This window comes from Alkalimonas sp., from assembly GCF_020831925.1.
Taxonomy (GTDB): Bacteria; Pseudomonadota; Gammaproteobacteria; order Enterobacterales; family Alteromonadaceae; genus Alkalimonas.
In genome coordinates, this window is the sequence record NZ_JAFIFQ010000010.1 from 1 (window position 1) to 21,091 (window position 21,091).

At 54.3% G+C, this 21,091-nt stretch carries 19 protein-coding genes; 7 read left to right on the forward strand and 12 right to left on the reverse strand.

Annotated features, from left to right (window positions below):
* The coding region (locus tag JJU14_RS05110; RefSeq protein ID WP_228611513.1) for a GGDEF domain-containing protein at positions 1-557 on the forward strand (557 nt) is incomplete at its 5' end.
* Positions 558-603: 46 nt separating this feature from the next.
* Here the strand turns inward: JJU14_RS05110 and JJU14_RS05115 are convergent.
* From JJU14_RS05115 to JJU14_RS05130, 4 genes are all read right to left on the reverse strand, one after another.
* The gene (locus tag JJU14_RS05115) at positions 604-2,253 is read right to left on the reverse strand and encodes a methyl-accepting chemotaxis protein (protein WP_228611514.1); all 1,650 of its coding nucleotides are present in this window, start codon (positions 2,251-2,253) and stop codon (positions 604-606) included.
* Positions 2,254-2,414: 161 nt separating this feature from the next.
* Positions 2,415-3,308 (reverse strand): ribose-phosphate diphosphokinase, encoded by an 894-nt coding sequence (locus JJU14_RS05120; RefSeq protein ID WP_228611515.1) that lies wholly within the window; start codon positions 3,306-3,308, stop codon positions 2,415-2,417.
* Positions 3,309-3,313: 5 nt separating this feature from the next.
* Positions 3,314-4,885, reverse strand: a complete 1,572-nt coding sequence (locus JJU14_RS05125) for a thymidine phosphorylase family protein (protein ID WP_228611516.1) — start codon at positions 4,883-4,885, stop codon at positions 3,314-3,316.
* 87 nt (positions 4,886-4,972) lie between these two features.
* The gene (locus tag JJU14_RS05130) at positions 4,973-5,233 is read right to left on the reverse strand and encodes a TIGR03643 family protein (RefSeq protein ID WP_228611517.1); all 261 of its coding nucleotides are present in this window, start codon (positions 5,231-5,233) and stop codon (positions 4,973-4,975) included.
* Between the two features lie 67 nt (positions 5,234-5,300).
* Between JJU14_RS05130 and JJU14_RS05135 the strand changes: the two genes are divergently transcribed.
* Positions 5,301-5,855, forward strand: a complete 555-nt coding sequence (locus tag JJU14_RS05135) for a lipocalin family protein (RefSeq protein ID WP_228611518.1) — start codon at positions 5,301-5,303, stop codon at positions 5,853-5,855.
* Here the strand turns inward: JJU14_RS05135 and JJU14_RS05140 are convergent.
* Complete coding sequence (locus tag JJU14_RS05140) at positions 5,833-6,654, reverse strand: M90 family metallopeptidase (protein ID WP_228611519.1); 822 nt, start codon at positions 6,652-6,654, stop codon at positions 5,833-5,835. The two genes, JJU14_RS05135 and JJU14_RS05140, sit on opposite strands and share 23 nt — an antisense overlap.
* 90 nt (positions 6,655-6,744) lie before the next feature.
* Between JJU14_RS05140 and JJU14_RS05145 the strand changes: the two genes are divergently transcribed.
* Positions 6,745-7,197 (forward strand): TerB family tellurite resistance protein, encoded by a 453-nt coding sequence (locus JJU14_RS05145; protein ID WP_228611520.1) that lies wholly within the window; start codon positions 6,745-6,747, stop codon positions 7,195-7,197.
* Positions 7,198-7,236: 39 nt separating this feature from the next.
* Here JJU14_RS05145 and JJU14_RS05150 read toward each other — a convergent pair whose 3' ends face one another.
* Together JJU14_RS05150 and JJU14_RS05155 are read right to left on the reverse strand one after the other, a co-directional pair.
* The gene (locus JJU14_RS05150) at positions 7,237-7,554 is read right to left on the reverse strand and encodes a hypothetical protein (RefSeq protein WP_228611521.1); all 318 of its coding nucleotides are present in this window, start codon (positions 7,552-7,554) and stop codon (positions 7,237-7,239) included.
* 150 nt (positions 7,555-7,704) lie between these two features.
* The gene (locus JJU14_RS05155; protein WP_228611522.1) at positions 7,705-9,165 is read right to left on the reverse strand and encodes a PLP-dependent aminotransferase family protein; all 1,461 of its coding nucleotides are present in this window, start codon (positions 9,163-9,165) and stop codon (positions 7,705-7,707) included.
* An 80-nt stretch (positions 9,166-9,245) separates the two neighbouring features.
* On the opposite strand from JJU14_RS05155, the gene JJU14_RS05160 reads away from it, so the two are divergent.
* The 4 genes from JJU14_RS05160 (at position 9,246) to JJU14_RS05175 (ending at position 15,268) form a co-directional block, all read left to right on the forward strand.
* Positions 9,246-10,175 carry an EamA family transporter gene (locus JJU14_RS05160; RefSeq protein ID WP_228611523.1) on the forward strand — a complete coding sequence of 310 codons (930 nt, stop codon included), beginning with the start codon at positions 9,246-9,248 and terminating at the stop codon, positions 10,173-10,175.
* 96 nt (positions 10,176-10,271) lie between these two features.
* Positions 10,272-10,985 (forward strand): TetR/AcrR family transcriptional regulator, encoded by a 714-nt coding sequence (locus JJU14_RS05165; RefSeq protein WP_228611524.1) that lies wholly within the window; start codon positions 10,272-10,274, stop codon positions 10,983-10,985.
* Between the two features lie 75 nt (positions 10,986-11,060).
* Positions 11,061-12,179, forward strand: a complete 1,119-nt coding sequence (locus tag JJU14_RS05170; RefSeq protein ID WP_228611525.1) for an efflux RND transporter periplasmic adaptor subunit — start codon at positions 11,061-11,063, stop codon at positions 12,177-12,179.
* An 11-nt stretch (positions 12,180-12,190) separates the two neighbouring features.
* Positions 12,191-15,268 carry an efflux RND transporter permease subunit gene (locus JJU14_RS05175; protein WP_228611526.1) on the forward strand — a complete coding sequence of 1,026 codons (3,078 nt, stop codon included), beginning with the start codon at positions 12,191-12,193 and terminating at the stop codon, positions 15,266-15,268.
* Between the two features lie 83 nt (positions 15,269-15,351).
* On the opposite strand, the gene JJU14_RS05180 is transcribed toward JJU14_RS05175, so the two are convergent.
* From JJU14_RS05180 to JJU14_RS05200, 5 genes are all read right to left on the reverse strand, one after another.
* A complete protein-coding gene (locus JJU14_RS05180; protein WP_228611527.1) occupies positions 15,352-16,191 on the reverse strand; it encodes a MurR/RpiR family transcriptional regulator in 840 nt (279 codons plus the stop codon).
* Positions 16,192-16,266: 75 nt separating this feature from the next.
* Positions 16,267-17,520 (reverse strand): diaminopimelate decarboxylase, encoded by a 1,254-nt coding sequence (lysA, locus tag JJU14_RS05185; RefSeq protein ID WP_228611528.1) that lies wholly within the window; start codon positions 17,518-17,520, stop codon positions 16,267-16,269.
* Between the two features lie 100 nt (positions 17,521-17,620).
* Positions 17,621-18,589 (reverse strand): N-acetylmuramic acid 6-phosphate etherase, encoded by a 969-nt coding sequence (murQ, locus tag JJU14_RS05190; protein ID WP_228611529.1) that lies wholly within the window; start codon positions 18,587-18,589, stop codon positions 17,621-17,623.
* The gene (locus tag JJU14_RS05195; RefSeq protein WP_228611530.1) at positions 18,586-19,479 is read right to left on the reverse strand and encodes a BadF/BadG/BcrA/BcrD ATPase family protein; all 894 of its coding nucleotides are present in this window, start codon (positions 19,477-19,479) and stop codon (positions 18,586-18,588) included. Before JJU14_RS05195 ends, murQ begins: the two co-directional genes overlap by 4 nt.
* Complete coding sequence (locus JJU14_RS05200) at positions 19,476-21,071, reverse strand: sodium:solute symporter (RefSeq protein ID WP_228611531.1); 1,596 nt, start codon at positions 21,069-21,071, stop codon at positions 19,476-19,478. The genes JJU14_RS05195 and JJU14_RS05200 overlap by 4 nt, the downstream gene beginning before the upstream one ends.
* Positions 21,072-21,091: the final 20 nt, after the last annotated feature.

Below are 21,091 nucleotides of genomic sequence, written 5' to 3' on the forward strand. Positions count from 1 at the left end.
AAATGCTGCAGCTGGCCTATATTGATGAGCTGACCCAGTTACCGCAGCGCCGGGCACTGATGGGGCATTTAAACCGGCTCGGTAAAAAAAGCGCCGTCACCATGCTGGATGTCGATCACTTTAAAAAATTTAATGACACTTATGGCCATGATGTCGGCGATCAGGTACTTCGTTTGCTGGGCGCTATTTTGGCTAAGCAGCGCGGCATGACCGCCTACCGCTATGGCGGCGAAGAATTTACCCTGGTCTTTCATCATGCCAACCCGAAAAAGCTGAAAGAGCAGCTGGAGCAAGTGCGCCAGCAAGTGGCCGATTACCCGCTGGTGGTGCGACAAGCCGGCCGCCCCAAAGACAGCGATACCGGCAAAAAGCAGCGTAGTTCAGGGAGTAAGCGTGGTGGCAATGGCGGCAGTAAAACGGTGCAAATCACTATCAGTTTAGGCTGCGCCATCCGCCTGACCGGCGAAAAACCCGAGCCTTTACTTAAACGGGCCGATGAAGCTCTCTATAAAGCCAAGAAAAAAGGCCGCAATTGCGTGGTGCTGGCAGCCAGCTAACAAAAAGCCAGGCAAAAGCCCGGCTGGTTTGAGGTCGTAGCACTGTTCAAGAGGTTTTAAAACGGGCTACCTGCTTACCTAAGTCGGTGGCAACACGCTGCAACGCGGCGACAGCACCACGGTTTTGCTGCATCACCACGGCATTATCGCGCGACATACTGGCAATTTGCTCAATATGCTGTGCCAGCTCAGTCACCGCAGTGGATTGCTCTTTGGTTGAACGGGCCACATCCCGGACATTGTTCAAAGAGTCCATCGCCTGGCTGCGAATTTGTTGCAGCATGCTGGCGGCATCATTGGCTCTGGATAAGCCTTGCGCCACCCTGGGCGCCGCTTTTTCCATGGACACCACCGCCAGCTGAGTATCATCCTGCACCAACTGAATCATGCCGGCAATTTCGGTGGTCGCTTTGCTGGTGCGCTCGGCCAGTTGCCGCACTTCATCGGCTACCACTGCAAAGCCCCGGCCAGATTCACCGGCTCTGGCTGCTTCGATGGCTGCATTTAGCGCCAGTAGATTGGTTTGTTCGGCAATGCTTTTAATCACATTGGCAATACCAGCAATTTCCTTGGAGCGCTGCTGTAACTCGCCAATTTTGCTTGCCGATTGCTCCACTGTTTCGGCGACTACCGCTATTTCTGTGGCAGCGTCTTGCACCAGCCGCGCGCCCTGGTCCGACAAATCCGCTGTTTTTTGCGAGTTCTGTTCCGTTAAATCGACCACGCTAGCCACCTGCTTCAGACTCACGGTCATTTGCTCGATGCTGGCCGCTGAAGCGGTGGATGAATGGGCCTGGTGTTGGGTGGATTCCAGCGCCTCCAATGCAGTCTGATCCAATTCATCCGCCTGAGCCGATACCGTGGTGGCAGCATCAACCACTTCGCTCAAGGTCTGGCGAAGCTGCAACTGCATATTGGCCACTGCCGCCAACATGCTGTTTGGCAGGCTGTCACGGATCTGGGTAGTCAGATCACCAGCGGCAATCTGGCTGACCAGCTCGGCGGCTTCATCTGGCTCGCCTCCCAGTGCCTTTCGCAGATAACGCTGAATCCAAACCGCCATGGCGACGCCGATGAAAATAGCCACCAGAGTGAGTAGCACCATGGTCAGGGCAAAGGCACCAGCCACGCCTTGCGCGCTGTCGGTCGCTTGCTGATTTTTGGCTTCCTGATAGTCGATAAAAGCATTGATGCTGGCCAACCAGTCGACAAAGACCGGCCCCGCTTGTGCCAGCAACAAACGCTGCGCTTCACTTTGCTGGCCTTGCTGGCGTAACTGAATCACTTGGCTGGCTAAAGGCAGAGCTCTGGCTTCGACAGCATCTATCGCCTGCAGCAGTTGCCGCTCCGTCGGGCTAACGCCATTTCGCTGAGCAAAGATATCGTCCATCAAGCGCCTGGAGTCGCGGTAAAAGCCTTCCAGCCGTTCGATATCACGGAGCAACGCCGGGACTTCACGCAGGTTCTCTACCAAAGTGACATCACGCAGCGAAATGGCCCTGTCGTGCACGCTGCCACGAAAGTTAATGGCATAGCGCTGTTTCACCGAATTTAACTCGGTCATCTCGGTCAAGGTTTGATTGATACGCTGGACGCGCTCTACCCCAATCAGGGTGAGCCCCACCATCAGCAACAGCACGATGCCAAAACCCAGGCCAAGTCGCTTGGCCACCGTCATCGATTGCTTCTTTTGCATCACACACCTCATTACTGCTTAAAGGCGACATGCCCATAATGAGGTGCACTCTAGCTGTAACAATCATCAGTGACTATTGCATTAAACAAGAAGGCTCTTTCGAAAAAGACGACTGATCCGATGTGTTTAAATCACCGTAGCACAATGATAAACCGCATGTATTACTTGCTCAGCAATGGTTCTAAAGCCTCGGCCAGCAAGGGTGCCATGCTGATGGCGTTGCTAGGGTGTGCGATGCAGTCGGTACTCCAGACGTGCCTCACACCGGCTGCCTGAATGGTGGCAAGCGCATCGCCAGCGAAAAGAGCATGCGTCACCGCGACATCGACCGACGCCGCTCCGGCTGCTAGCAGTTGCTGGCAGGCCCCGGCCAAGGTACGGCCAGAGCTGGCGACATCGTCCATCAACACCAACTGACGCCCTGCCACCGGCATATCGGGCAGCGCAATCACCACCTCTTTATCGCCATGACGTACCTTGCTGCAGACGCCAAAATCACAGCCAATGCGGGCAGCTGCCAGCTCGACCCATTGCCGTGATTCGGCATCCGGACCGATCAGCAACGGCTGCTGGCATTTTTCAGCAATCAAATCGGCCAGCCTTGGCGCTCCGCTCAGCGCTATGGCATCTCCCTTTGGAATAGCCTCACTTAAGTGCTCGATGCGATGCAGGTGCGGGTCGACCGTGATCACCGCATCAAATAAATCCGCCAACAGGCTGCCAATGATTTTTTGGCTGACAATTTCTCCTGGATGAAAAGCAATGTCCTGCCGCATATAGGCCAGGTAAGGCGCGACCAGCAGCAGCCGCTTTACACCACAGCCCCGCAAGTGCTTTGTCAGCAGAATCAGTTCGACCAACTTATCATTCGGCCGGTCCAGACTGCGATACAACACCAGTTGGGTTGGTGCATCGCCATCGGCAAACGGCAGGGTCAGCTTTAGCTCATCATCCGGGAAACGATGCTGCTGATAGCACAGCAGCGGCAGCTTACAGGCATTGGCCAGCCGCTCTGCGGCAGCTTGTTCATCGGGGGAACACAACATCATCGTCATCAGATTCAATACTCCACATGCAGGGACAACAGCTGACTGGCATCGCCAATCCGGTAGCCAGAGCTGCGCTCACAGGCCTGGCGAGCAAAAGTCAACTCGGTTGGGTAGGCGGCATACACCCGATAAAGTGGCTGGCCGGCAACAACCGTGTCACCCAGTTTGACCAAGAGGTCAACCCCGGAGCCCTTAGCGCGCGGCGCACCGGCCGAACGGGCAATACGCGCCAGCTGAATGTTGTCTATCGCCACTACAGTACCGGACTCCGGTGCAACGATGTCAAACGACAAGGGCGACAAAGGCGGATTTTCAGGGTCAAAGTCGCGCTGGCCCTGGGCCTCCATTATGGCCTGCATTTTTTCCAGTGCCCGGCCCGAGTCCAGAATATCCCGGGCAATGCCAAAACCATCCCCCCCACGTACATCCGGATCAAACTCCAGCATGCGGCCAGCCAGCCGCAAGGATTTTTGCCGCAAATCATTGGGAGCTTTGGGGTGGTTTTGCAGGACCCGCATCACATCACGCGCTTCCAGCGCCGGGCCTATGCCGTTGCCAATTGGCTGGCGACCGTCGGTAATCACCACATCGATGGTTAGCCCCATGCGTTTGGCGACAAACTCGAATAATTTACGCAGGCGCTGTGCCTCCGGCATGCTGCGCACCTTAGCCGTTGGTCCAATCGGAATATCCAGCAGCAAGTGACTGGAGCCGGCGGCCACTTTTTTCGACAAAATAGAGGCGACCATCTGGCCTGGCGAGTCAATCGACAAAGGCCGCTCCACCGAAATCAGCACATCATCGGCCGGTGATAAATCGCTGGTACCGCCCCAGGCCAGACAACCCCGATGGCGATGGACGATCTCGGTTAATTGTTCAAACGGCATATCCACCGCCGCCAGCAGTTCCATGGTATCGGCCGTCCCGGCCGGCGAGGTAATAGCCCGCGATGAGGTTTTGGGGCATAGCATGCCATGAGCTGCCACAATCGGCACCAGCAGCATCGAGGTACGATTGCCGGGAATGCCACCAATGCAGTGCTTATCCACCACCGGATGCTCCTGCCAATCCAGCTTGCGGCCCACTTTACTCATGGCATCGCTTAAAAAGAACACTTCTTCGCGGTCCAGCTCGCCTTGATTACAGGCCACTACAAAGGCGGTCAGCTCAATTTTGGAGTAGCGATGGGCGGCAATGTCTTTGACGATGTGGGCAAAGTCATCCCGAGTCAGGCGTTCACCGGCAATTTTACGATGCAAAGCGGGAATCGAGTGTGGCGGCTCGGCCGGTGAAACGGTGACTGCACCGCCGTCGGGCACTCCCAGCAAACTAAATGCCTCTTCCGATAAGCCCAGTTGCTGGCCATTGACGATATTGGCATCGTCCACCACATTAAGACTGGCCAGTATATGCTTGCCGTTGGCAGCGATTTCCACCTTAGCCAATGCCTGAAAGCCCTCAGCGCGGTAGATTTCACAATCACGATGCAGATAAGCAACGTTTTCATGGTAGGTATCAATGCCCACTCGTTTCAGCGCTAATTGTTTAGTTGTGTTTGGGCTTTTGTCGGCAGGTGATTTCATCGTAAAACTCAGCACCATAAAACAACTACTCTAGCTGTCTGACCGCCTGGTGCCAAGTTTTAATCTTGCAGGTGTTTTGATGCAGATCTAATTGCGATGCTTATATTGGGTGGGACAATAAGCTCTGAGTACCCCATCGGATCGAAGGCTGGCATGTTTCGTCACACGACCGGCAACGCGCTGACGCCAACGCCGGAAGCTACCAGCTGTTAGCTCCTGACGCATAAGACGAATGACCCCGGCTTCACTGAGGCCATAGTTTTGTTGGATCGCTTCAAAGGGGGTGCGATCCTCCCACGCCATTTCAATAATGCGCGAAAGCTGCTCTTGATTAAAGTTCTGTGTCATTCTGCGGTACCCACATGCTAAGCTTTGAATCTTAATTACGCAGGTTTGGCCTTAGTGGATGCACACCATGACAACGAAGACTTCAAAGAACAGGCTGATGCACTTTTTACTGGTTGCCTTGCTGCTAAGTGGTTGTAGTGGCACACCCAATACCGTTCAGCCGGTAACACCTTTCGAGCTCGCATCCTATCTGGGTGACTGGCATGAAATCGCCCGGCTTGATCACCGGTTTGAGCGGGGTCTGACAGAGGTGACCGCCAGTTACAGCTTGCGCGATGATGGTGGCGTTCGGGTGCTGAATCGCGGCTACCATGCTAACCGCGATGAATGGCGTGAAGCTGAAGGACGGGCTTACTTTGTCGATGACAGCAACACTGGCAAGCTGAAAGTATCTTTTTTCGGGCCCTTTTTTGCCAGCTACAACATTGCCAAACTGGAGCCGGACTACAGCATGGCGCTGGTGGTGGGCCATAACCTGAATTACGCCTGGATTTTGGCACGCAGCCCCAAACCGGATCGGCAGCTATGCCAAGCCTATCTGCAAAAAGCCAGGGACATCGGTGTAGACACCGAAGCACTGATTTGGCTGAGTGATTGTGTTACAACCACAATACCGGATTAAGCCGGTAAAACTGCTGCAATTGCTGATAAAGCTCCGGCTCTTGTTGTTGCAAGGCGTGCGGTTGTTCAAAGAAAACCTCCGAGGCCACGGCAAAAAACTCGGCCGGATTGGTGGCAGCATAAGGATCAAACACACCGAGCTGACCCCGGTTTAATTGTTGCTGCAGTCGGGCAAAGGATTGTTGAAATACCGCAGACCAGCGGCTTAGATCCAGGCCGGCCCCCAGCACAGGAGCACCATTGGCATAGCCTTTTTGCTGGTCAAGCTGATGGGCAAACTCATGGATCACCACATTATGGCCATCGAAGGGATCGGCAGCGCCTTTTAGCGAATCCTGCCAGGATAAAATCACCTGCCCCTGCCCCCAGGACTCACCCAGCAGTACCCCAGCCCCATCATGCACGATACCGGCACCATCCGGCTGCCGGTTCGGTACCACAAAGGCCGCCGGATACACCAGAATTTGCCGTAAACCGGGGTAGAGATCATTCGGCCGGCCCAGCAGCAGCAAACAAGCCTGGGCAGCAATGGTGACCCGGATTTCATCATCAATCACCAGTCCGGCACAGCCCACAAAATCTTTTTCTGCCACAAACAGCTGGATCAGCTTTTTCAGCTTTAGTTGCAAGTCGGCCGGCAAAGCCCGAAAATAAGGCAGCCGGCGTTTTAAAATCTGTCGCCAACTGTGTGGAAAAGGCTGTTTGAGTAGCCGCTGACGCTGCCAACGTCGCCAGTAAGGTTGCCCCAGCAGCCAGCCAAGCAACAACAGCGTAATCAACGCCAGCAGAACCATTGCCATAAAAAGCACTCAGATAATCATGAACTGATCTGTACAATTGGGTAGTTGCGTAAAAAAATCAAGCAGCTGCCCGCGCTAACAGGAGTAGGTATGTTTCAATTATTTAAGCAATTGCTGGATCGCAGTGGCGCCGAACCGATCGCCGACTGCCCGGCGCTTAAGCTGGTGAACGAAGCTCAGTTGATGTCGGTGGTGTTGATGCTGGAAGTGGCAGCAGCTGATTTTCAGGATGCCAGTGCCGAACACGATTTGGTACTTAACTACCTGACCGGCGAGTATCAGTTAGATGCAGCCGATGCCGAGGTGGTGTTCAGCCGGGCAAAAGAACTGAGCAGCGATTCAGTCTGCCTGCACCGCTTTACTTCTAAAATGAAAGACTTAAGCTATCCTGAGCGGCTGGATCTGCTGGAGCAGCTTTGGCGTATTGCCTACCATGACGGCGCGCTGGACCCACACGAAGAAGCCATGCTGCGCAAAATTGCTGATTTGCTGTTTATCCGCCACAGCGATTACATTCAATGCAAACTGGCGGTGCAAGCATAGCGACAACAGCATACCGACAACGGTATTGATAAGGTTCCGCTACTCTTCTTTTTTGCCGACCACTTCGCCTTCAATTACACGATGCCCGGACGGGCTCTGCTGTTCCGCCTGCTGTTGATACTGCTGCTGTGCTTGATTGGCCGCCTGCTGAAAGGCTCGCATTCTGCGGCGATAACGCCAGTAAAACAGCGGAATAAGCAACCAACTTAACACCAGCATCAGCAACAACAGGAAAAAACCAGCCACCAGCAAGACACCCATGACCAGCCAGGCCAGAATGCGCTGCAGTGGGCCTGCTGCTTGCTGTTGTCGCCAGATTTTTTGCCACTGGCCGTTTTGACGCTGAAATGAAAACATGATCGTACCTTTTCTTTAAGGCCTGCCAGCAAAAATGACTGGCACATGGGCATCACCAGAGCACCCATTGTACTGCCTTAGGCTGAGCGGCCACTGAACAAAGCAGCCGCTGAAAGACTCTTGATATGGGCTAATCGCTCGAAAAACAACTCAGGCTTGTTGCGCCAGTATACCAAGCTTTTGAATCGCTTGCTCCAGCTCCGGCTGCCAGCGCACGCCAAAGCTCAGCCGAAAGCAATTGCGAAACTTTTGCGAAGGCGAGAATAAGGTGCCCGGTGCTATACTGATGCCCTGCTGCAAGGCCTGCTGAAACAAGCGACTGCAATCCGCCTGCTTAGCGAGCTCGACCCAGAGCACAGCGCCACCTTGCGGATTACTGACCTTGGTCCCTTCAGGAAAATACTGCTGCACCAGCGCCATCATCCGCTCTTTATTCAGTTTAAGTACCTGCCGCAGCTTTTTCAGGTTGCGATCGTAATCACCACTGGCAATAAACTCCGACATAGTCCACTGGTTCAACAAGGAAGAAGCAAAAGAAAGCGCCCGCTTTAAGCGCCATACTTCGGTGCCAAAACGCCCCGGTAGCAACCAGCCGACCCGGTAACTGGGTGCCACGGTTTTGGAAAACGAGCTGCAGGTCAACACCAAACCTTTTTGGCTAAAACACTGCGCTGGCCGGCCGCGGGCCGCACCAAAATAAAGCTCGCCATAGACATCGTCTTCAATCAGCGGAATGCCGCGCTGCTCCAGCATCTGCACCAGTGCTTCGCGCTGCGCATCCGGCATAAAAGAGCCCATCGGATTGCTAATGGACGATGAAAAGACACAGGCACGGATGGGCTGATGTGCCAGCGCATGCTGTAAATCATCCAGCCAGATGCCATCGTCCGGACAGACCGGAATTTCCACCGCCATCATGCCCAGGGTTTCAATCAACTCCAGCACGCCAAAGTAAGTCGGCGATTCCACCGCGATCACATCACCGGCTTTGGCCACAGCCTGTAAAGCGATGGCCAGCGCTTCCTGGCCTCCATTGGTGATGATCAACTCATCCGGCTGCAAGGACAAGCCAACATCCAGATAACGAAAAGCCAGTTGACGCTTGAGCGGTGCAAAACCATCGATGGGGCCATAATGCATCACCTGCTGACCGGCTAGGGTTGTTACCCGGCGCATGGTGCGCAGCAAGGCTTTTTCTGAGGGCTGCGCCATGCTGGGCTGGGCAATACCCAGTGGCAAGATCCCCGGTTGATGCACGGCCTGATAAAACTGCTCCAGCAAACTTTGCTGGCGCACCGGCACCGGCTCACTGCTCAGTGGTAAGCGGGCAGGCCGGCACGTCGGCCGGTTTTCTGCTTTTAGGTAATAGCCCGAGCGGTCCCTTGCTTCAACTACACCCAGCCGCTCCAGCTCCTCATACCCCTGGCGTACCGTTGGGATGCTGATGCCAAGCTGCTGGCTGAGTTGACGCAAAGATGGCAAACGATCGCCGGCCCGCAGCAGCTGTTGCTGCTGCAACTGCCGAACCAGCCGCACCACCTGCTGGTACAAAAACTCCGCTTGATCGCGCTGAATCGCCGGGTTCATCATCACCTCAACTGTATAGGTCATATTTCTTATTTTCTGTACATGGTGAGTATACAGAAATTCGCTACCATACACAGGCCTGCCTAGCCCGCTTCGGAGATTTTATGCAAACCGCCTTGCTGTATTTGATGACCGTGCTGATCTGGGGATCCACCTGGTTTGCCATCGAGTTCCAATTGGGTGAGGTGGCAGTTGAAGTATCGCTGGTCTACCGGTTTGGATTGGCTGCGCTGTTGCTCTGGCTGTGGTGTCTATGGCGAAAGCTACCGATGCAAATGCCTGCACCCATGCACCTAAGTGTCGCCCTGATGGCGCTGCTGAACTTTGCCCTGAATTATTTCCTGTTGTATCAGGCCCAATTGCACCTGACCTCGGCCATGGCCGCCATTGCCTTTTCCACCATGTTGTTGATGAACATTATCAATACCCGGCTGTTTTTTGGTCAGCCGATCGCCAAACGGATTTATGCTGGCGCTTTGGTTGGTATCGCCGGTATTGCCGTGCTGTTTGCGCCGGATTTAACCGAGCTGTCGCTGGCCAATACCAGCTTACTGGGTTTACTGCTGGTTCTATCCGGCACCTTAAGTGCCTCTTTTGGCAATATGCTCAGTGTGCGCAACTCGCGGCACGGTCTGGCTATCCTGCCAATGAATGCCTGGGGCATGCTGTATGGTAGCCTGGCGCTGGCAGCCCTGGCGCTGCTAAATGGTAAAACCTTTACCATCAGCAGCGAGCCGGCTTACCTATGGTCACTGCTCTATCTATCGGTGTTTGGCTCGGTCATTGCTTTTGGCAGCTATTTTGCGCTGTTAAAACGCATGGGTCCGGAAAAAGCCAGTTACGTTATTGTGCTGTTCCCTTTAGTGGCTGTGGTGTTCAGCTCTTTGTTTGAAGGTTTCCAGTGGCAAGTGAGCACTGTGGTCGGTTTTTGTCTGGTGCTCACTGGCAATGCACTGGTACTCACTCCATTTTACAAACTGAAGCAGCTTTGGTTGCGCTTCAAGCCAGGCAAGCGCCTACCAGTCGTTACTTAGCGCTATACATAGTCTGTTACAAAGGTTCACAGAATGAACGCTTGATCGTTTTTTGAATCTGATTCAAAATATGCCACCTTATCAACTGAGGTGGTTATGGGTACATCCGAACGCAAACAACGGGAACGGGAAGAGCGGGAACAGCTGTTTCTGGATGCTGCTGAGCAATTGATTGCCGAAGAAGGCTTTCTCCAGCTGCAAATGGCCAGGCTGGCCAAAGCCTGTGATTACGCCACCGGCACCTTATACCAGCATTTTACCTCGAAAGAGGATCTGCTGATGGCGCTGATGGCCCGCCAATCGGCGCTGCATCTGGAACTATTTGAGCGCATTGAGCAGTGGCAGGCGCCCTCGCGCCAGCGCATTTTTGCCATTTGTGTGGCTGAGCAGGATTTCAACCAGCGCCAGGCCAACTACGTCAAGTTATCGCAGTACGTGATGACCGAAGCCGTTTGGGAAAACGCTTCCGAAGCCAGACGGCAGCAATTGCTGCAGTGTGGTCAACCCATTTGCCGCATTGTCAGTGGCATTGTGCAACAAGCCATCGATGCCGGTGATCTGGATCCTCAGGGTGCCAGTACCATGGAGCTTGCTTATGGTACCTGGGCCTTGTGCCAGGGCAGTCATACGCTGGATCATACTCAGGGTTTGCTGGAAGCTTTTTCCATTCCGCGCGGACCTATGACCATGTACCGCAATATGAACCGGTTACTGAACGGTATGCAGTGGCAGCCGCTGCTGGATCTCAGTCAACCCAAAGTGCTGCAACAATTGGTGCAGCATATCGAACAGCATTTAGGGATTGCATAACAGCCTGGAAGTCTCCTGGCCCTGCATCGTTTTTTTGAATCAGTTGGCTGCATAGCAGCCTATCAAGGAGTCATCATGTTTAAGCGCATGAGTCTGATGTTAGTTGCCGTACTCATCGTATTTGGCGGCATTTTTGGTTACAAAGCCATCGGCAATCACTTTATGAATCAATTTTTCGACAACATGCCAATGCCAACCGCCAGCATTACTGCTACCAAAGCAGAACCGGACCGTTGGGAGGCTGCGATCAGCGCAGTGGGCAGCTTTGTTGCAAGGCAAGGCACCGAGCTGACCAGCGAGACCAGCGGTATTGTGCGGGAAATTTTGTTTGAAAGCGGTGCCGCAGTAGAAAAAGGCCAGCTGCTGGTCAAACTGGATGACAGCATCGACCAGCCCGAGCTGGCCCGCTTGCAGGCCGCCGAGAAACTGGCACACATCGAGTTAAACCGCAACCAGCGCTTGTTTCAGGAGCGCAGTGTGTCCGAGCTGGACCTGCGTCGTCGTGAAAGCGAGGCTGAGCAGGCAGCCGCTGCAGTTCGAATGCAGCAAGCACGTATTGCGCAAAAAGAAATCCGTGCGCCTTTTAGTGGCATTCTTGGCATTCGGCGGGTGAACTTAGGCCAGTTGCTATCACCCGGCTCGGCGGTGGTCTCACTGGAGGCTCTGGACCCGGTCTATGTAAACTTCACCCTGCCCGAGCAGCGGCTGTCGCAAATTCATGTCGGCCAGCAGGTACGGGTTCGGGTCGATGCCCATCAGGAACAGGCGTTTGAGGGTGAAATCACCGCAATCGCGCCTGGTGTTCGCCCTTCCAGTCGCAGTGTAGAAATCCAGGCCACCCTGCAAAACCCGGAGCACCAGCTGCGTCCAGGCATGTTTGGCCGGGTCGAAGTACTAACCGGTCAGGTGCAGGACGTGTTGTTGGTGCCTCAGACGGCGATTCAGTTCAATACCTATGGCAATTCGGTCTTTGTGCTGCGTGAAGAAGACGGCCAGTTAAAAGCCTTCCAGCGCTTTGTCCAAACCGGCGAGACCCGAGGTGACTTAATCAATGTGCTCAGCGGTCTGGAGTCAGGTGACCAGGTCGCGACTTCGGGCCTGTTAAAGCTGCGTAATGGTGCTGCGGTGAAAGTCAGTGACAATGGCAATGCGCAACCAAGCGCTGAGCTGAATCCGCAACCGGCCAACCAATAAGGAATTCAAAGATGCGTTTTACCGACGTCTTTATCCGTAAGCCCGTGCTGGCAACGGTGGTTAGCCTCTTTATTGTGCTGCTGGGGCTGCGTTCTTTATTCGATATGAATGTGCGCCAGTTTCCGGAAATTAAAAATGCTGTGGTCACCGTATCTACCACCTACATTGGTGCCGATGCCGACCTGATCCAGGGCTTTATTACCAGTCCGCTGGAGCGGGAAATTGCAGCCGCTGAAGGCATCGATTACATCGTGTCGACTTCTGTCGCCGGCATGAGCTCGATTGAGGCTTACCTGCGGCTGGATTACGATCCGAATGAAGCCCTGACTCAGATTGCCGCTCAGGTCAACAAAGTACGCTCCGAGCTGCCGGAAAATGCCCGGGATCCTGTGGTCAATCTGAAAGTTGGCCAGGATGTAGCTGCCATGTACCTGTCGTTTTACAGTGAGGTGCTCGGCAACAACCAAATCACCGACTATCTGGTACGGGTGGTTGAACCTCAGCTGGCGACCATTCCCGGGGTGCAACGGGCAGAAATCCTCGGTGCCCGTACCTTTGCCATGCGGATCTGGCTGGATCCAAACCGGATGGCCTCGCTGGGCGTCACCGGCAGTGATGTGACTCAGGCCCTGCGTAGCAATAATGTGCTGGCAGCCCTTGGCCGCACCAAAGGCCAAATGGTAGCGGTAGATTTAAATGCAGCCACCGATCTTCGCAGTGTGGCAGAATTTGAGCAACTGGTGGTCCGCACCGATCAGGATGCACTGGTGCGTTTAATGGACATTGCCGAAGTCGAGCTTGGTGCCGAAAGCTACGAGAGCTCGGTCAGCTTTAATGGCCTGGCTGCCACCTTTATGGGCATCGAAATTGCGCCGGATGCCAATGCGCTGGATGTGATTGCCGATGTGCGCCGCATTTGGGACAACGACATTATCCCACAGTTGCCGGAAGGACTCAGCGCCGATATTCCGTACGATTCTACCGAGTACATTGAAAACGCCATCAACGAAGTGGTGGTCTCCATCGTACTGGCACTGCTGATCGTAGTATTGGTGATCTATGCTTTTTTAGGCTCGATGCGCAGTGTCATTATCCCGGCCATCGCTATCCCGGTTTCCCTGGTCGGTACCTTTTTCTTAATGTGGCTAATGGGCTTTTCCATCAACCTGCTCACTCTGCTGGCCATGGTGCTGGCCATTGGTATCGTGGTCGATGATGCCATCATCATGCTGGAGAACATTCACCGCTTTATGGAAGAAGGCAAGTCGAGGATCGAGGCGGCTATTTTGGGTGCCCGTCAGTTGGCCTGGCCCATTATCGCCATGTCCACCACCTTGGTAGCGGTCTTTATTCCGATTGGCTTTGTCGGTGGACTGACCGGCGTGCTCTTTGTTGAGTTTGCCTTTACTCTGGCCGCCACGGTGATTTTATCCGGCGTAGTCGCATTGACACTCTCTCCGGTGATGTGTGCTTACATTTTAAAAGCGCATAAATCCGAAGCAGACAAACCACGCCTGGAAGCTTGGCTGGACCGACGTTTTGCCAGTCTGCGCCGCGGTTACCAAAAGCAACTGCATGGTGCCTTGAACTACCTGCCGGTACTGCTCACCTTTGGCGGTATTGTGCTGGTGTCCTGCTACTTTTTGTTTGTTACCAGCCCATCCGAGCTGGAGCCAGCCGAGGATCAGGGCTTTGTGTTTTCGATTCTGTCGGCCGACAGTTACGCCACGCTGGATTATCTGGAACGCAATACCAAGGAATTAAACCGGCTGCTGGATGATATTCCTGAACTGGAAAACGTATTTATCATCAATGGTATGGGTGGTACCAACACGGCCATTGCAGGCCTGGTATTATCCCCTTGGGATCAGCGCAGCCGCAGCACGCAGCAAGTGCTGGAAACACAGATTCAGCCATTTCTGGACAACCTGCCTGGCCTGAACAGCTTTGCCCTGGTGCCCCCATCTCTGCCTTCACCAGGCGGCGGCTTGCCGGTGGAGTTTGTGATTGGCTCCACCCAGCCGTTTGAAGCCCTGCAGGAAGTAGCGCAACAAGTGATGGGCCGTGCCATGGCCAGTGGTCGCTTTATCTTTGTCGACAACGATCTGAAGATCGACCGGCCACGCCAGACGGTGCATGTAGACCGCGATAAAGCCGCCCTGATGGGGGTCAGTATGCAACAAATCGCCGCCGATCTCGGCAGCTTACTGGCCGGTGCTGATGCCGGGCGCTTTGCGCTGGACAACCGCTCCTACCGGGTTATTCCGCAAGTTGAACGGGTTGAACGCTTAAACCCAGAGCAGCTGAAAAACTACTACACCCGCAACCGGGATGGCGAGCTGGTGCCTCTGTCTACCTTGATCACGTTGGAAGAAAGCGTGCAACCACAAGCTTTGAAAGGCTTTCAGCAGCTGAACGCAGTGAAGATTTCTGGCCTGCCCCGCCCTGGTGTGCCTTTGGGCGAAGCCTTAGCCGTACTGGAAGACATTGCTGCCGAAGTGCTACCAGCGGGTTATACCGTGGATTACGCCGGTCAATCACGCCAGTACAAGGCAGAAGGTCAGCAACTGGTGATCACCTTCTTCTTTGCTTTGATCGTGATCTTCCTGGTACTGGCCGCCCAGTTTGAGTCCTTTAAAAATGCGGTGATCATTCTGGTGACAGTACCAATGAGTGTATGTGGTGCCTTGATCTTTATCAGCCTCGGCTTTACCAGTCTGAATATTTATACCCAGGTCGGTTTGCTTACCCTGGTGGGCCTGATCGCCAAGCACGGTATCTTGATTGTCGAGTTTGCCAATCAGCTGCAACAGGAAGGGCGCAGCAAACGTGAAGCTATCGAAGAAGCGACCGCGGTGCGTCTGCGGCCTATTCTGATGACCACTGCCGCTACCGTGCTCGCCATGATCCCGCTATTGATGGCAAGCGGAGCGGGTGCCGCTTCGCGCTATGCCATGGGGCTGGTGATTGCCAGCGGCATGACCATAGGGACGGCCTTCACCTTGTTTGTGGTACCAGCCATGTACCTGCTGTTGGCACGGGATCTAAGCACCGACCCGGATAACAGCGAGCCCGTAACAGCAAGTTAAGCGTTCTCTTTGGCCGGGGTTTTGCCCGGCCTTGCCCACACCAGCGACTCTGTCGCTGGTTTTTTTATCTTGAAATCATGAGATTAACGACGAGCCAGTTGCTGCATCAACCGTTGGCTGTGCTCAAGCACCTTGGCATTGGCTGTCGTTTTACTAAGCTGCAGATACAGCAGATGGCACAAATGTTGAGCACCAAGCTGCTCCAATAATGGATCAAGTCGCGGGCTGCTGTCGCCAGCCAGCACATACAAAGGAGTTTGCACCAATAGGCTTAAAGGATTGGTTTTGAAAGCAGTCAACGATATCAGTTGAACTTTTTGTGACTTCAGTCCGCGCGCCAGTCGCAACACATCCTGATTTTCACCGCTTTGCGAGATGGCAAAAAGCACACTCTGCTCAGACAGTTGAGCACTGTATTGCATTTGCACTGCAGGGTCCGGATGATAGCACACGGTTTTTCCCAGTTGCTGCAATCGAAAAGCAAAGTCAGCAGCTACCAGGCCGGAGCCGCCAAAACCTACCAATAAAATTTTATCTGCACCATCCAGCAGTTGCGTTGCACGCGTTAGCGTTTTCTGTTCGTTGATTTCCAGCAAAGCTCGGTAACTGGCCTGCAGTTGCAGTTGGAACTGTTCTACTTCAGCTAATGGTGCTTTCTTTTGGTCACTGCTCTCTTCCCGGCTCAAACTGGATTGCGCCACCAAAGCTTCGCTGACCGCCAGCTTGAAATCCGGATAGCCTTTGTAACCTACCTTCTGGCAAAACTTCACTACGCTGGATTGACTCACTCCCACAGCATCTGCCAATTGCTGCGATGAGTAGTCACGAAGTAAATGCGAGTTATCCAGAATAAAGTCAGCAAGTTTGCGTTCAATAGCAGACATCTGGTCTTGCAAACCTCTGATTTTCAGTAGACACACCATATTGTTTTTGTACTCGTGTTAAGCCAGGGCCAGCAGCGCTACTATAACCTGAACAGCCAGCTCCGGTAAACAATGTTAAAAATCTGGCATCTGATCCCAACTCAGCTGCTCCTCAATCTCAATACGACGGCGTACCAGCGCCGATTGCTGGCCGGATACCAGTATTTCCGGCACCAATGCCCTGGTGTTGTAGCAGGACGCCATCACAGCGCCATAGGCACCCGCCTGGCCAATGGCCACCGTTTCGCCGGGAGTAAGCTCAGGCAGAGACTGCCCTATACTGAAAGTATCGCCAGTCTCACAGATCGGGCCAACCACATCGTAGCGCTGACTGACTCGCTCCGAATCTAGCTGTACCGGCCAAATATCGTGCACAGCCCCGTACATGGCAGGACGCAGCAAATCATTCATCGCCGCATCCAAAATCAAAAAAGTCTTGCCAGGTCCCTGCTTGACGTACTCCACCTGGCAAAGCAACACACCGGCATTGGCCGCCAGTGAACGCCCTGGCTCTAAAATCAACCGGCAGCCCTTGTTGGCAAAGTGCTGTCGCACCAGCGCCATGTAATCATCAATCGAAACCGCTTGCCGGGCATCCGGGTACAAAATGCCAAGGCCTCCGCCAAGGTCAATGGTATCGATGGGGTGACCCAGCGCCTGCAAACGTTCCACCAGCTCCAACATACGCTTAAAGGCAGCCTGATAAGGCGCTAAATCGGTAATTTGCGAGCCGATATGCATATCGACGCCCTGAATACGGATCCCCGGCAACTCTGCTGCCAGTGCATACACCTGCTCCACCTGCTGCCAACTGATGCCAAATTTGTTTTCTGCTTTGCCGGTGGCAATTTTTTCGTGGGTACCGGCATCGACATCCGGATTGACCCGGATAGCAATCGCAGCCTCCTGGCAAAGGGCTGTTGCCACCTCACTTAACCGCTGCAACTCGGGGATGGACTCGACATTAAATTGCAAAATCCCGGCTTTCAGTGCCAGCGCCATATCAGCCTTGGTTTTACCAACCCCGGAGTAGACAATACGATTTGCAGCAAAACCGGCAGCCAATGCCCGTTGCAACTCGCCGACCGAGACCACATCAGCCCCGGCACCTGCAGCGGCAAACAACTGCAATACCGCCAGATTGGAGTTGGCTTTGACGGCAAAGCAAATCAGCGCATCCAAACCGGTTGCGGCTTGCTGATAAGCCTGTAAATTGGTCAGTAACTGGGCTTTGGAATACACATAACAGGGGGAACCGTATTGCTGCAGCAAAGCCTGGGCGGATAGCTGCTCGATATGCAGCTGTTGCTGCTGGTAGCCAATGGCCATGTAGGGACTCCTGAACGGGCAGAATTATTTATTCTAAATGATAGCTGTACAGAATAAATTATTCCACCCCTATTGCAGGGGTGATCGATTGTTTTTTTAGTTATGGTATCAGGTTAGCGTCTTGCTGATGCTGTGTCAGCGCCTGGCGCAAAAAGCCAGCTTGCTGTGCCAACAAAGCGGCCGCTTCTGATTTGGCTAAACCGGTCAAAATACGCAGTATCGCCAGCTTGGCATTGTAATCGGACTCACTCAGTATTTGTTTGGCCTGCTCATGGCTGCAACCTGTGGCTTCGGCCACAATGCGTGCTGCCCGTACCAACAGCTTCTGATTGCTGGCATGCAGATCCACCATCAGATTTTGATAGACCTTACCGCTTCGCACCATGCTGGCGGTTGATAGCATATTGAGCAGCAGCTTTTGGGCGGTGCCGGACTTCATCCGGGTAGAGCCGGTTAATACCTCAGGCCCTACTGCGGCGCACAAAGGAATATCAGCCGCTTCAAGCACCGCTGTATCCGGGTTGCAGCTGATGCCAATGATGGTAGCACCCAGCTCGCGCCCATACTGCATGGCAGCCACTACATAGGGGGTACGGCCGCTGGCAGCTATACCTACCAGTACGTCTTTGGCAGACAAAGCGATCGCCTTTACATCGGCCACGCCCTGAGCGGCATCGTCTTCAGCCCCTTCCACCGCTTGCAAAATAGCAGCTGGCCCGCCAGCAATCAGTGCCTGCACCTGCTGTGGCGGGGTACTGAAGGTGGGCGGACATTCAGCCGCATCCAAAATGCCTAAGCGGCCACTGGTGCCGGCACCGATGTAAATCAGTCGGCCGCCAGCAGCAAAGGCAGCGACGATGGCATCAACCGCCTGGGCCACTTGCGGCAGGATCCCGGCGATGACCTGAGGTACCTGCAGATCAGCCTGATTGATGCGTTGCAACAGCGCAAGGGTATCCAGCTGATCCAGATCCATGCTATCCGGGTTGCGGCTTTCTGATAAGAAGCTGCTCAGCTGCTGCAGCAATTGCTGCTCCTGCTGGCTATCTAGCTCTGGTTGCATGCTCATAGCCTGGGCTCCGTTTTTTCCAGCTCACCACTGCGCCATTTTTTCGCCAGCAACAAGGCGCCATCTACCGAGGTTCCTGCCGCTGGAATGATCTGCTGACGAATACGCGCTGGCAGGTGCGGTATGGTGCCTTCAGCCAGGCCACCCAGAATAACGATGGGTAAGCGCACATCCAGGCAAGTCAGGTCGATCAGTTCCACCACGTCCTTCAGGTAACGGGCAAACACCTTGGCGGCTTGCGGGCAGGACGCGGCCAGCGGCAACACCAGTGGCGCCAGCCTGGAAAAGTCATTAACAGCGGCATGCTTTAACCAGCCCAGAATGTTGGCCGGATCGGTTCCGATCACAGCGGTTACTGCTTTGGCGAGTGCAGAACCAAAACCGCGGCTGCGATCAAACTCATCCAGCACCTCGCGTACCGCCATTTTGCCTAAGATAGCGCCACTGCCTTCATCACCAATATTAAAACCCCAGCCGCCAAACTGCCTTTCTTCCCCGCTGGGTTCAAGCCGCATGCCGACCGAGCCGGTCCCAAGCGCCACCACCGCCACCGGCTGGCCATTGTTGGCGCCCCAGACCGAGGTTTTTGCATCGGTGGTGATCCAAAGCTGTGGGCAAAGCTCTGCCAGATGCAGCTCGAGCGATTTGCGCAGCTGCAAATTGCCGGCGCCGGGCACCCCAGCTACCACAGTGACCTGATCCCCAGTGCAGTGTGCCTGCTCGAACAGATTGCTGATCAGCTGATACAGGGTTGCGGCTGCATTGTTGTAGTCGTTGGTCAGCGAGGCTGAACCCATTTTTAGTTGCCAACTGCGTCCAGACGCCAGATGCAGCAAGCGGCCGAGGGTTTTAGTGCCACCGGCATCAATACCAAGTATAAAATCCGTCACGCTGCATCTCCTGTTGCTGCGGCTGATAACAAAGACTGCTGTGCTTTTGGCCTACCCATACAGCAGACGGCAAAGGCTAATAAAGTACCCAGACAAAGCTGCCAGGTAAAGCCCAAATCCCACTCAGCCAGGCCGGGGCCAAACCATTGCAGCACATAGGGCTGAAAAAACAGCGGCACTAAGAAACCACAAATCAGCGCCGCTGCCACACTTTGGGCATTCCCGCGACGGGTGAACAGCACGGTAAAATAAACGCCCAGCAAGCCGCTGTAGGAGAACACCATCACACTTAGGGCAAAAGCCAGCAATGGCATATCGCTAAACTGCTGCCAGTAAAAACACAGCACCGCCATCGCCGACAGCGCCGTTGCTGTCAGCAACATGCCAAACTGCCCGGCCCGGACAAAGTGCCGCTCAGAGCTATCAGGCTTGTGCCGCAGCCGCCAGGGCCGGTACAAATCTTCCACCAAGACCGAGGACATGGAGTTCAGGCCTGATGTCATGGTTGAAAGCGCCGCAGCCACTACCCCTACGGTGACCAGGCCGCGCAAACCAGCCGGCATTTCATTGAGCACAAAGTACATAAAAACTGTCACGGTTTCACCGGCAAAACTGCTGGCCAACGAAGCTCCGCCTTGCTGCATCAGATCGGGTCGCAGGTAAAAGACATAGAGCAACATGCCGATGGCAATAAACAATAGCATCACCGGAATAATCAGCACCACCGACAGCAGCATGGCTCTGGCACCTTCTTTGGCGGTTTTACAGGTCAGTACCCGTTGGGTCATGTCCTGATCCAGCCCAAAAGCTGCAATATTGAGCAGCACAAAGCCGGTAATGGCCGACCAAAAGGTAAAAACCCCTGAAGAGCCAAAATCCAGCGAAAAATCCAGCAGCTGCAACTTGGAACCAGTGCCATCCAGTGGCTGCTGAAGCGCCGATAGAATGGCTGCTGGCTCGGCCGGGATCAGCCACAGCAGGTAGATCAATACGGCCAGCGCCGCCAGCACATAGACAGCGCACTGAAAGGCATCGGTGTAAATCACCGAACGAATACCACCGACCACCGAATAAGCCAGGGCGCCAAAGGCCAACAAGGCAATCGACAACACTACGCTGCTGGCTTCAATGTTATGGAAAATCACCATCGACACGGCGATCGCTGCCATATAGAGGCGAGCCCCACTGGCAAAAACCCGGCCAAACAGATACATGCTGCCGGCCTGGCGCTTCGCGCTGCCACCAAAGCGTTGCTGCAGTAAGCCATACACGGTGCTCACTCTGGCCTGATAATAGCGCGGGATCAAGTAGATGATCACCACCAAAGCGGCAATAAAGGCACCGATATTGGTTGCCAGATAGGTCAGATCGCCACGAAAGCCCTGATCCGGCCCGCCCAAAAAGGTAGCTGCCGACTGCGAGGTCGCCATCACCGAAATCGCCACTGCCCACATCGGCATCTGATTACCGCCAAGAAAGTAATCACGGGCATTGCCGGCGCGGCGCTGACTTAATACCCAGCCCATGGCAGCCAGCAACACAAAGTAGCCGGCAAACACCAACCAGTCCAGCGCTGTCAATTTTATATCCATCGGTTGTCCTTTTGTGCTGC